The sequence below is a fragment of the Streptomyces sp. NPDC046557 genome (assembly GCF_040645975.1).
Classification (GTDB): Bacteria; Actinomycetota; Actinomycetes; order Streptomycetales; family Streptomycetaceae; genus Streptomyces.
Genome location: NZ_JBEYZH010000005.1, coordinates 236,339 through 247,912, shown reverse-complemented (window position 1 = coordinate 247,912; position 11,574 = coordinate 236,339). Strand labels below are relative to the sequence as shown.

Below are 11,574 nucleotides of genomic sequence, written 5' to 3'. Positions count from 1 at the left end.
GAACGGGGGCCGGCCCGGCCATGGCGTCCGCCTCCGGATCGGTCGGCTCGTCTGTGTCGGTGACAGTTCCGGACGAAACAGGTTTCTCCGGTTGTTCAGGCTCCTGACGAACATACCGGTGCGCATCGGGCGGTGCGCGCGTGGCGACGGGGCAGGCGCTCTGGGTGATCGAAAACAGACCGGATACGCTGGCTTGAGTGATGGCAGCGACACATCGACAATCCATGTGATCGTCAAGGTGATCGTCAGCAGACAGGAGTACCCCTCGTGACCGTCGTCGGGCCGTTCGGACTGAGCGTGCGGGACCAGGCTCTTGAGACCGATGTCCAGGCCGGACTGGCCGCCGTCGAGGCGGGTCTGCTGGAGGCCACCAAGAGCGAAGTCCCCTTCATCACCGAGGCCGCGCAGCACCTGGTGCGGGCCGGAGGCAAGCGGTTCAGGCCGCTGCTGGTGCTGCTCGCGTCCCGTTTCGGAGATCCGTACGCCCCGGGGATCGTGCCGTCCGCGGTGGTCGTGGAACTCACCCACCTGGCCACGCTCTACCACGACGACGTCATGGACGAGGCGGACGTACGCCGCGGGGTGGAGAGCGCCAACACCCGCTGGGGCAACTCGGTGGCCGTCCTGACGGGTGACTTCCTCTTCGCCCGCGCCTCGCACATCCTGGCCGACCTCGGCCCCGAGGCCGTACGCATCCAGGCCGAGGCGTTCGAGCGTCTGGTGACCGGGCAGATCCTGGAGACGGCCGGTCCGCGCGACGGCCGCGACCCGGTCGCCCACTACCTCGACGTCATGGCCGGCAAGACCGGCTCGCTGATCGCCGTCTCCGGCCGGTTCGGCGCGCTGATGGCGGGCGCCGACGAGTCCGTGGTCGACATCTTGACCCAGTACGGCGAGCGGCTCGGCATCGCCTTCCAGCTCGCCGACGACGTCCTCGACATCGCCTCCGACTCCCACGAGTCCGGCAAGACCCCCGGCACCGACCTGCGCGAGGGCATCCCGACCCTGCCCGTCCTGCGCCTGCGCGAGATGGCCGAGCGGGACCGGAACCCCGACGACCTGGACCTCGTACGGCTCCTGGACGGGGACCTGAGCGACGACGCCCGGCACGCCGAGGCCCTGGCCCGGCTGCGCGTGCACCCCGCGCTGGAGCAGGCGCGCCGCGACACCATCCGCTACGCGCAGGACGCGCGGGCCACGCTCGCCCCGCTCCCCGAGTGCTTCGCCAAGTCGGCGCTCGAAGAACTGTGCGACGCGGTGGTCCACCGCGCGGGCTAGACGCGCGGGTTGGACGCCCGGGTTGGGCGCCCGGGCCGGACCCGGTGGCTCTTGCGACGGGCCCGGCATCCCCTACGGGTAGGGGGTGCCGGGCCCGTGTCGTGTCATCCCTGGGGTGTACGCCCGGTTGAGTCCCGGGAGTGACGCCGTCGACCCCTCTCCTTTGGTCAGATAGAGGCACATCCCCACCAGATCGGGTGAGAGTGGCGGCGGGGAGTGGACGTGACGCATCTACGGAGGCAGGCAGAGAAGATGGCAACGAACACGAAGACCCGCAAGGCCGCTCGGTACGCCGTACCGGTCGCGGTGTTCGGCGTGGCGGCCGCGACCATCGCGATGGTCCCGGCCTTCGCCAACGCCGGGAACCCGGACCTGCCCAAGGTGACCGCCCAGCAGCTCATCGAGAAGATCGCGGCCTCCGACGTCCAGCAGCTCTCCGGCAATGCCAAGATCAGCACGGACCTGGGGCTGCCCACCCTCGCGGGCGGCCTGCTGGGCGGGCGCGCCGGCGGCGGCGTCACGGGTGGCTCGGCCGACCCGCAGGACAAGGTGGCGCAGCTCGTGACCGGCACGCACACCGTCCGTGTCGCCGCCGACGGACCGGACCGGCAGAAGCTCACCGTCCTCGACGGCAAGGACGAGTACAGCCTCACCCACAACGGCCAGGACGTGTGGGGCTACGACAGCAAGTCCAACCAGGTCTTCCACGAGAAGGACGGCCGGTCCGGTCCGGGCGTCGAGCGCAAGGCCGGGGAGCGGGTGCCGGCCTCGCCGCAGGAGATGGCGCAGCAGGCCCTCAAGGCCGCCGGTCCCACCACCGACGTCAGCGTGGGCGACACCGCCCAGGTTGCCGGGCGGGACGCCTACCAGCTCGTGCTCAAGCCCAAGCAGGCCGGCTCCACGGTCGGCTCGGTACAGATCGCCGTGGACGCCAAGAACGGTGTGCCGCTGCGCGTGCAGGTGCTGTCCAGCCAGGGCGGCAAGCCGATCGTGGACGCGGGCTTCACCAAGGTGGACTTCGCCAAGCCGGCCGCCGACACCTTCGCCTTCACCCCGCCCAAGGGGGCGAAGGTGACCGAGGGCGCGGACGGGCCCGGCAAGGACGGCAAGGACGGCAAGGACGGTGTTCACGGCAAGGAGTGGGGGAAGGGCCTGGAGTCCATCCCCGGCCTCGACGGTCTGACCGGCGGCGCCGCCGGCGCCGGCAAGGGCGATGTGAAGGTGCTCGGCGAGGGCTGGGCCTCCGTCGCGCAGATCTCCGTGCCGGGAGGCAAGGGCCTCAAGGACGCCGAGAGCGCGGCCAAGGACAAGAACGCCCCGAAGGGGGCCAAGCAGTTCCTCGACTCTCTCGGAGACAAGGTCACCGGCTCCTTCGGCTCGGGCCGGATCTTCTCGACGCGCCTGGTCAACGCCCTGATCACGGACGACGGCAAGGTCTACGTCGGCGCGGTCACCAAGGACGCGCTCGTGAAGACGGCCAACTCGGCCAAGTAACCGCACGCCAAGTAGACGCACCACGCGCGAGGGTGGCCCGGGACTGTGTCCCCGGCCACCCTTGTGCCGTTCCCCTCCTGCGTACAGCGCGGTCGCTGTACCGTGAAGGACATGTCGAGACACGTCACCATCCGCCTGGACGAAGAGTTCCACGAACGCCTCAAGGCGCGCGCGGCGGCACTGGGTACGACGGTCACCGCGCTGATCACCGAGGTCACCGAACGCGAGCTGGACGAGGACCGGAAGTCGTTCCTCTCCGGCATCGACGAGTTCGCCGACCACTGGGGCTACTTCCAGGAGCGGTTCGGCCATTGAAGATCACCATGGAGTGGGCCTGGACCGCTCTGGCCCATCATCTGCCGTCGGATCCCGCCGTATGGGACCCGTCCGGGGTGGCCGCCGCGGTCGCCCGGCACCAGAACGACCTCGTGCTGGTGCCCGAACAGCCCGCCCCGGACACCGCGTGGCGGGCCGCCGCGTTTTTGCACACCCTCGCCGTCTGCCCGGCGCTGGAATCCCCGATGAACGAGTTCTACGCCGCCGCGGCGACCCGCTCCTACCTGCGGGTCGCGGGGGCCAAGCAGTTGCCCTCGCCGGAGGAACTCGGCGACCTGGTGGAGGCGGCGAAGGTCGGCCGCGCGGACATCGGGACGGTCGCCGAGGAACTGCGGGCCCTCATCAGGGAGCCGCTCCCGGCCTCGCTGCGGTCCCACGGCGGGGACGCGTAGCGAAGCCGGGGCGGCGTGGTCCCGTTCCGGCGCGCCGGGTCAGAAGGTGATCCGCCAGCTGTTGATGTAGCCGGTGTCCTGCGCCGCCACGTCCTCGACCTGGAGCTTCCACACCCCGTTGGCCACCTCGCTCGACGCGTTCACCGTGTACGAGGCGACGACGTTGTCGGCCGAGTCCGAGTCGGAGTTCTTCAGCCGGTACGCCGTACCGTCCGGAGCGATCAGGTCGATCACCAGGTCACCGCGGTAGGTGTGGACGATGTTCACGTCGACCTTGGTGGTCGCCGGCGCGTTGCCCGCGACGCCCGAGACGGTGATCGGTGACGTCACCGCCGGGGCGGGGGAGTCGGGGACGGCCACGTCCGCCGTGTTCTCGAAGGACGGCCCGGGCGGCACCGTGGCGGCGGCGCCGAGGGTCCACACCGCGTAGGCGATCGCGTCGGAATTGCGGTCCAGCGCCGTGTCGTTGATGTTCGCGGAGGTGTCGCAGGACGCGTGGTAGCAGCGGTCGAACGCCTGACCGGAGATGCCGCCCCACTTCTGTGCCTGGGCGGCCGTCTTCGTGTAGTCGGCGCCGGAGAACAGGCCGCCGACCGGGATGCCCGCGCTCTTGAAGGGGGCGTGGTCGGAGCGCCCGTCGCCCTCGGTCTCTATCTCGGTGGGGATGTTCTGGCCCGCGAAGTAGGTCTTGAAGGTCTGCTCGATCGTCGGGTCGTCGTCGTAGACGAAGTAGCCCGGGTTCGGCGAGCCGATCATGTCGAAGTTCAGGTAGCCGGAGATCTTCGACTTCTCGGCGGCCGGCAGGTTGTTCACGTAGAACTTCGAGCCGACCATGCCGAGTTCCTCGGCGCCCCACCAGGCGAACCGCAGGTGCTTGGTGGGCTGGAGCCGGTCGCGGGAGACGGCGAGCGCGGTCTCCAGGATGGCCGCGCTGCCCGAGCCGTTGTCGTTGATGCCGGGACCGGCGTTCACCGAGTCGAGGTGGGAGCCGGCCATCAGCACCGAATCGGGGTCGCCGCCCGGCCAGTCGGCGATGAGGTTGTAGCCGGTGGCGCCGCTGGAGGTGAAGGTCTGCACGGTCGTGGTGAACCCGGCCGCGTCCAGCTTGGCCTTCACGTAGTCGATCGACGCCTTGTAGCCGGACTTGCCGTGGGCGCGGTTGCCGCCGTTGTTGCCGGCGATGGTCTGGAGCTGTGCCAGGTGCGCCTTGACGTTGGCCACCGGGATGTCGGGCGGGGTCGGCGCCGCCGTGACCGCCGTTGCGGCCGTGACGGCGTTGGGGGGCGCGGCCGGTGCGGCGAGGGCGGCGGGGGTCGTGGCCGCGTACAGTCCCGTGGCCGCGACCGCGAGCGCGGTCACGGCGGCGAGGCGCCGGGAGACGGACAGGCTCATGTGGGGGCTCCGGATTCCGTTGGGGATGAGACGGAACGTGTGGGGATCGAGCAAGTGAGCGTGCGTGCGTCAGTGCGAGCCCGATGCTCAGTGAGTGCGTGACGGTCCGTCAAGAGCGCAATCCGGACAGCAGTGTTCGGTGAACGGACGATCCCCGGCACGGTGGTCCGTGCCGGGGATCGGGGAGGGGGAGCGGGGGTCGGGGTGAGCTGTGACGGGCGGGCGTTACGCGGGTTCGGGGGTCGGTGCCACAGCCGCGGGCGGCGTCGAATCGGAGGGCGCGGCTGTCCCGGGGGACGCGGGCGCCACGGGGGACGCGGGCGCCCCGGCGGCTACGAGCCGGGCCCGGTTCCGCCGCGAGGTCCGCAGCGCCTCCCAGGTCAGGATGACCAAGGCGACCCAGACCAGGGAGAAGCCGGCCCAGCGCTCGGGCGGCATCGCCTCGTGGAAGTACACGACCCCCAGCCCGAACTGGAACACCGGCGCCAGGTACTGGAGCAGCCCCAGCGTGGAGAGCGGGACGCGGATCGCGGCGGCCCCGAAGCAGATCAGCGGGAGCGCCGTGACCAGTCCCGTCGAGGCGAGCAGCGCGGAATGGCCGAGGTCTTGGGTGGTGAAGGTCGATTCGCCCCGCACCCCGAGCCACACCAGGTACGCCATCGCGGGCGGGAACAGCAGCGCGGTCTCGGCGGTCAACGACTCCAGGCCACCCATGTCGAGCTTTTTCTTGATCAGCCCGTAGGTGGCGAAGGAGAAGGCGAGCACCAGCGAGATCCACGGCGGACGCCCGTACCCGACGGCGAGCACCACGACGGCGGCGAAGCCGATGGCCACCGCCGCCCACTGCGCCCGGCGCAGCCGCTCGCCCAGGACGAGGACGCCCAGGGCGATGGTCACGAGCGGGTTGATGAAGTAGCCGAGGCTCGCCTCGACCACCTGGCCGTGGTTGACCGCCCAGATGTAAAGGCCCCAGTTCACGCTGATCACGCAGGCGGCCACCGCGGTCAGGCCGAGCTTGCGCGGCTGCCGCACCAGTTCGGCGATCCAGCCCCAGCGGCGCAGCGCGAGGAGCGCGACGCCCACCACGACGACGGACCACACCATGCGGTGGGCGAGGATCTCGATCGCCCCGGAAGGCTTGAGGAGCGGCCAGAACAGGGGGACCAGCCCCCACATCCCATATGCGCCGAATCCGTAGAGCAAACCCGTGCGCTGCTCGTTCTCCGTCTTCACGGGCCCTCCAGTGCGACTTTCGGCCAATCTCACAACTCCACGACCGTAGCGCCGCAGCGCGTGGATGTCATGCCCGTTAGCGCGAGATACTCATGACACGCCCGAGAGCTTGTGGAGCGGGGGTCGGGCGGACTCAGGCCAGGGCCGAGGCGATGGCCTGGGCGACGGGGGTGGTGGGCCGCCCGATCAGCCGGGACAGGTCGCCGCTCGCCCCGGCCAGCCGGCCGCGCGCGATCGCCGCGTCCACGTCGACCAGGATCGCCGCGAACGGCTCGGGCACCCCGGCGCCGGTGAGGACGTCCAGGTGGGCGTCGGCGGGGAGCGCCGCGTACGTGACCTCACGGCCGGACTGCCCGGACACCTCGGCCGCGTACTCCTCCAGGCTCCAGGCGGTGTCGCCCGAGAGCTCGTAGACCCGGTTCAGGTGCCCCTCGCCGGTCAGCACCACCGCGGCGGCTGCCGCGTAGTCGGCCCGCGCGGCCGAGGCGATCCGGCCGTCCCCGGCGCTGCCCACGACCGCGCCGTGCTCCAGGACGACGGGGAGCTGGGCGGTGTAGTTCTCGTGGTACCAGCCGTTGCGGAGGAAGGTGTAGGGCAGCCCGGAGTCGAGGATCGCCTGCTCGGTTGCCTTGTGCTCGGCCGCCAGCTCGAAGTCCGCCTCGGGGCCGCCGAGGATGCCGGTGTAGGCGAGCTGTGCGACGCCCGCCGCCTTCGCGGCCTCGATCACGGTGGTGTGCTGCGGGACCCGGCGCCCGACCTCGCTGCCGGAGATCAGCAGGACCCGGTCGCCCGCGGCGAAGGCGCCGGCGAGGCTCGCCGGGTCGTCGTAGTCGGCGACGCGTACGTCGACGCCCCGCGCGGCGAGGTCGGCGGCCTTCTCCTGGTTCCGGACGACCACGGCGATCCGGTCGGCCGGGACCCGCTCCAGCAGGTCCGCGACGACCAGCCGGCCGAGGGCTCCGGTGGCTCCGGTGACGACGATGCGGCTCATGACGGCTCTCCTTCGTGTGACGTTCGCTTGTGTCACTACCGTATGGAGAGCGCTAACTATTGGGAAGTACCAACTTTGAAGTAAGGTACTGGTATGGACGTAAGTAGGGACGTAAGTGTGAAGGCCCCGATGTGCCCGTCGCGCGGGGTGTTGGAGCACGTGACCAGCCGTTGGGGCGTCCTCGTCCTCGAGGCCCTCGTCGAGCGGCCGTACCGGTTCGCCGAACTGCGCCGGGAGGTGGGCGGCGTCAGCGAGAAGATGCTCACCCAGACCCTGCGCACCCTGGAACGCGACGGCTTCCTGCTGCGCCGGGCGTATCCGGTGATCCCGCCGCGCGTCGACTACTCGCTCACCGACCTCGGCCGCGAGGCGGCCGAACAGGTCTGGGCACTCGCCCGCTGGACCGAGCGGCGGACCTCGGATGTCCTGGCGGCACGCGTGCGCTACGACGAGGCCCGGACCTCGTAGCGAGATCCGGGCCGGGACGCGCGAGCCGAAAGCGGCGGGGGCGCGGGTGGGGCGTCGGCGGATCAGCCGACCACCGTCCAGGTGTCGTTTCCGGTGAGCAGTGTGGTCAGGTCGCCCTTGCCGCGCTGGTCGATCGCGGTGTCGAGCTGGTCGGCCATGAGTGTGTCGTAGACCGGCCGGTCGATGTCGCGGAAGACGCCGATGGGCGTTCGGTGCAGCGTGTCGGGGTCGGCGAGCCGGGAGAGGGCGAAGGCGGTGGTCGGGCTCGCCGCGTGCGCGTCGTGGACCAGGACACGCGCCTCGTTCTCCGGCGTGACCGTGACGACCTCCAGGTCGCCGGTGGTCTGGTCGCGGACCACGCCCTTGTGGCCCTCGGCGCCGAAGCGGATCGGCTTCCCGTGTTCGAGACGGATGACCGCCTCCTGGGCCTGCTCCTGGTCCTTGAGGACCTCGAAGGCGCCGTCGTTGAAGATGTTGCAGTTCTGGTAGATCTCGATGAGGGCGGTGCCCTGGTGGTCGGCCGCCTGGCGCAGCACCTCGGTGAGGTGCTTGCGGTCGGAGTCGACGGTGCGGGCGACGAAGGAGGCTTCGGCGCCGAGCGCGAGGGAGACCGGGTTGAAGGGGGCGTCGAGCGAGCCCATCGGAGTGGACTTGGTGATCTTGCCGACCTCTGAGGTGGGCGAGTACTGGCCCTTGGTCAGACCGTAGATCCGGTTGTTGAAGAGCAGGATCTTGAGGTTGACGTTGCGGCGCAGGGCGTGGATCAGGTGGTTGCCGCCGATCGACAGGGCGTCCCCGTCGCCGGTGACGACCCACACGGACAGGTCCCGGCGGGAGGTGGCCAGGCCGGTGGCGATGGCGGGGGCACGGCCGTGGATGGAGTGCATCCCGTACGTGTTCATGTAATAGGGGAAGCGGGAGGAACAGCCGATGCCCGAGACGAAGACGATGTTCTCCTTCGCCAGCCCCAGTTCCGGCATGAAGCCCTGCACGGCGGCGAGGACGGCGTAGTCACCACACCCCGGACACCAGCGGACCTCCTGGTCCGACTTGAAGTCCTTCATCGACTGCTTGGCCTGCGCCTTGGGCACCAGCGACAGCAGCGACGGGGTCGGCGCGTCGGTCACGTCAGTCATTGATGGCCTCCTTGAGAACCGTCGCGAGCTGTTCCGCCTTGAAGGGCATTCCGTTGACCTGGTTGTACGACTGGGCGTCCACCAGGTACTTCGCCCGGATCAAGGTGGCCAGCTGCCCGAGGTTCATCTCCGGCACCACTACCTTGTCGTAACGCTTCAGGACCTCCCCGAGATTTCCGGGGAACGGGTTGAGGTGGCGCAGGTGGGCCTGGGCGACGGGCAGCCCGGCGGTGCGCAGCCGACGGACGGCGGCGGTGATGGGGCCGTACGTGGAGCCCCAGCCCAGGACGAGCGTGCGGGCCCCGTCCGGGTCGTCGACCTCCAGGTCCGGGACGGCGATCCCGTCGATCTTGGTCTGGCGGGTGCGGACCATGAAGTCGTGGTTGGCCGGGTCGTAGGAGATGTTGCCCGAGCCGTCCTGCTTCTCGATGCCGCCGATGCGGTGTTCGAGTCCGGGGGTGCCGGGCAGCGCCCAGGGGCGGGCCAGGGTCTCCGGGTCCCGCTTGTAGGGCCAGAACACCTCGGTGCCGTCGGCGAGGGTGTGGTTGGGTCCCGTGGCGAAAGGGGTCCGCAGGTCGGGCAGGTCGGCCACCTCCGGGATACGCCAGGGCTCGGAGCCGTTGGCGAGGTAGCCGTCGGAGAGGAGGAAGACCGGCGTGCGGTAGGTCAGCGCGATCCGCGCCGCGTCCAGGGCGGCGTCGAAACAGTCCGCCGGGGTGCGTGGGGCGACGATCGGCACCGGCGCCTCGCCGTTGCGCCCGTACATCGCCTGGAGCAGGTCGGCCTGCTCCGTCTTGGTCGGCAGACCCGTGGAGGGGCCGCCGCGCTGGATGTCCACGATCAGCAGCGGCAGCTCCAGGGAGACCGCCAGGCCGATGGTCTCGGACTTGAGCGCGACACCGGGGCCGGAGGTGGTGGTCACCGCGAGGGCGCCGCCGAAGGCCGCGCCGAGGGCCGCGCCGATGCCGGCGATCTCGTCCTCGGCCTGGAAGGTCCGCACGCCGAAGTTCTTGTGCTTGCTCAGCTCGTGCAGGATGTCCGAGGCCGGGGTGATCGGGTACGAGCCGAGGTAGAGCGGGAGATCGGCCTGCTGACCTGCGGCGATGAGGCCGTAGGCGAGGGCCAGGTTCCCCGAGATGTTGCGGTAGGTGCCCGTCGGGAACGCGCGGGTGGCGGGGGCGACCTCGTAGGAGACCGCGAAGTCCTCGGTCGTCTCGCCGAAGTTCCAGCCCGCCCGGAAGGCCGTCACGTTCGCCTCGGCGATGTCCGGCTTCTTCGCGAACTTCTGCCGCAGGAAGTTCTCCGTGCCCTCGGTCGGCCGGTGGTACATCCACGACAGCAGGCCCAGCGCGAACATGTTCTTGCTCCGCTCGGCCTCCTTCCGCGAGAGACCGAAGTCCTTGAGCGCCTCCACCGTCAGCGTCGTCAGCGGCACCGGGTGGATGTTGTACGCGGAGAGGGAACCGTCCTCCAGCGGGGAGGTCTCGTAGCCCACCTTCGCCATCGGCCGCTTCGTGAACTCGTCCGTGTTGATGATGATCTCCGCGCCGCGCGGCACATCGGCGATGTTCGCCTTGAGCGCCGCGGGATTCATCGCCACCAGCACGTTCGGCGCGTCGCCGGGCGTCAGGATGTCGTGGTCCGCGAAATGCAGCTGGAACGACGAGACACCCGGGAGGGTGCCCGCGGGCGCCCTGATCTCGGCCGGGAAGTTGGGCAGCGTGGAGAGGTCGTTGCCGAACGACGCCGTCTCCGAGGTGAAGCGGTCGCCGGTGAGCTGCATGCCGTCACCCGAGTCACCCGCGAAACGGATGATCACACGGTCCAGACGGCGGATCTCCTTGCCGCCCCCACCTGGTCGCGGTGGCGTGCGCTGCTCGCCGACCACGGTCTCTCCGGCCCCGTCGGCCTGCTCGGCTGGGCTACTGACCTGGCTGGTCACTGAACTGGACCTCCTTCGAGGCGGGCGTTCGCTCCCAAGGCCAACCCTACGTCCGTCAGGTCTCTCGTCCCTGGGCCGCCCGTATTCTGGACCGTCGTTTCGTGGACGGTCTGTCCGACAGACGCCGTGCATTACGCGAATATGCCAAACGGTCGGTGGTGCTGCCCTGGATACCGGCCGGTGCGTCGATGGAGGCGCGCCGACCCGTCCCGGCTGACAGGGTGTCAGTCGATCAGGACTTCAGGTAGGTGAGAACCGCCAGCACACGCCGGTGATCCCCGTCACTGGGGGACAGGCCGAGCTTCATGAAGATGTTGCCGACGTGCTTCTCGACCGCCCCGTCGCTCACCACGAGCTGCTTGGCCACCGCCGAATTGGTGCGCCCCTCGGCCATCAGCCCCAGCACCTCGCGCTCGCGCGGCGTCAGGCCCGCGAGCACGTCCTGCTTCCGGCTGCGTCCGAGCAACTGGGCGACCACCTCGGGGTCCAGGGCGGTGCCGCCCCGGGCCACACGCACCACGGCGTCGAGGAACTCCCGCACCTCGGCCACCCGGTCCTTCAACAGGTACCCCACCCCCGTACTGGAACCGGCCAGGAGTTCGGTGGCGTACTGCTCCTCCACGTACTGCGACAGCACCAGGACACCTATCCCGGGGTGATCGCGGCGCAGCCGCACGGCGGCCCGGATCCCCTCGTCGGTGTGCGTCGGTGGCATCCGTACGTCGGCGACCACCACGTCGGGCAGCGCACCCTCGGCGTCCAGCTCCGCCACCGTCTTGATCAGGGCCTCCGCGTCGCCGACGCCCGCGACGACGTCATGCCCCCGGTCGGTCAGCAACCGGGTCAGGCCCTCACGGAGCAGCACTGAATCCTCGGCGATGACCACCCGCACCCTGTCTTCCACGACTCAGC

The 11,574-nt window shown here is 70.2% G+C and carries 11 protein-coding genes; 5 read left to right on the top strand and 6 right to left on the bottom strand.

The window, feature by feature from the left end; translation table 11 throughout:
* Positions 1-267 precede the first annotated feature (267 nt).
* The 4 genes from ABZ934_RS14440 (at position 268) to ABZ934_RS14425 (ending at position 3,500) form a co-directional block, all read left to right on the top strand.
* A complete protein-coding gene (locus ABZ934_RS14440; RefSeq protein ID WP_361312515.1) occupies positions 268-1,278 on the top strand; it encodes a polyprenyl synthetase family protein in 1,011 nt (336 codons plus the stop codon).
* 252 nt (positions 1,279-1,530) lie between these two features.
* Positions 1,531-2,772, top strand: coding sequence for a sigma-E factor regulatory protein RseB domain-containing protein (locus ABZ934_RS14435; RefSeq protein WP_361312513.1), 1,242 nt, complete (start codon positions 1,531-1,533; stop codon positions 2,770-2,772).
* A gap of 111 nt (positions 2,773-2,883) precedes the next feature.
* On the top strand, positions 2,884-3,087 hold the full coding sequence (locus ABZ934_RS14430; RefSeq protein ID WP_229873387.1) for a hypothetical protein: 204 nt from the start codon (positions 2,884-2,886) through the stop codon (positions 3,085-3,087).
* Entirely contained in the window at positions 3,084-3,500 is a 417-nt protein-coding gene (locus tag ABZ934_RS14425; RefSeq protein WP_361312510.1) for a hypothetical protein, read from the top strand. Before ABZ934_RS14430 ends, ABZ934_RS14425 begins: the two co-directional genes overlap by 4 nt.
* Before the next feature lie 39 nt (positions 3,501-3,539).
* Here the strand turns inward: ABZ934_RS14425 and ABZ934_RS14420 are convergent, their stop codons facing one another.
* The 3 genes from ABZ934_RS14420 to ABZ934_RS14410 form a co-directional block, all read right to left on the bottom strand.
* A complete protein-coding gene (locus ABZ934_RS14420) occupies positions 3,540-4,892 on the bottom strand; it encodes a M28 family metallopeptidase (protein WP_361312508.1) in 1,353 nt (450 codons plus the stop codon).
* 225 nt (positions 4,893-5,117) lie between these two features.
* Positions 5,118-6,125, bottom strand: a complete 1,008-nt coding sequence (gene rarD / locus ABZ934_RS14415; RefSeq protein WP_361312506.1) for an EamA family transporter RarD — start codon at positions 6,123-6,125, stop codon at positions 5,118-5,120.
* A 133-nt stretch (positions 6,126-6,258) separates the two neighbouring features.
* Positions 6,259-7,116, bottom strand: a complete 858-nt coding sequence (locus ABZ934_RS14410) for an SDR family oxidoreductase (RefSeq protein WP_361312504.1) — start codon at positions 7,114-7,116, stop codon at positions 6,259-6,261.
* 93 nt (positions 7,117-7,209) lie between these two features.
* Between ABZ934_RS14410 and ABZ934_RS14405 the strand changes: the two genes are divergently transcribed.
* Positions 7,210-7,584: a helix-turn-helix domain-containing protein gene (locus ABZ934_RS14405; protein ID WP_361312502.1), complete on the top strand. Its 375-nt coding sequence runs from the start codon at positions 7,210-7,212 to the stop codon at positions 7,582-7,584.
* 62 nt (positions 7,585-7,646) lie between these two features.
* Here ABZ934_RS14405 and ABZ934_RS14400 read toward each other — a convergent pair whose 3' ends face one another.
* The 3 genes from ABZ934_RS14400 to ABZ934_RS14390 form a co-directional block, all read right to left on the bottom strand.
* Complete coding sequence (locus ABZ934_RS14400; protein ID WP_361312500.1) at positions 7,647-8,720, bottom strand: 2-oxoacid:ferredoxin oxidoreductase subunit beta; 1,074 nt, start codon at positions 8,718-8,720, stop codon at positions 7,647-7,649.
* Positions 8,713-10,662 (bottom strand): 2-oxoacid:acceptor oxidoreductase subunit alpha, encoded by a 1,950-nt coding sequence (locus ABZ934_RS14395; RefSeq protein WP_361312498.1) that lies wholly within the window; start codon positions 10,660-10,662, stop codon positions 8,713-8,715. The genes ABZ934_RS14400 and ABZ934_RS14395 overlap by 8 nt, the downstream gene beginning before the upstream one ends.
* A gap of 232 nt (positions 10,663-10,894) precedes the next feature.
* Positions 10,895-11,554, bottom strand: coding sequence for a response regulator transcription factor (locus ABZ934_RS14390; protein WP_361312609.1), 660 nt, complete (start codon positions 11,552-11,554; stop codon positions 10,895-10,897).
* Positions 11,555-11,574 lie beyond the last annotated feature (20 nt).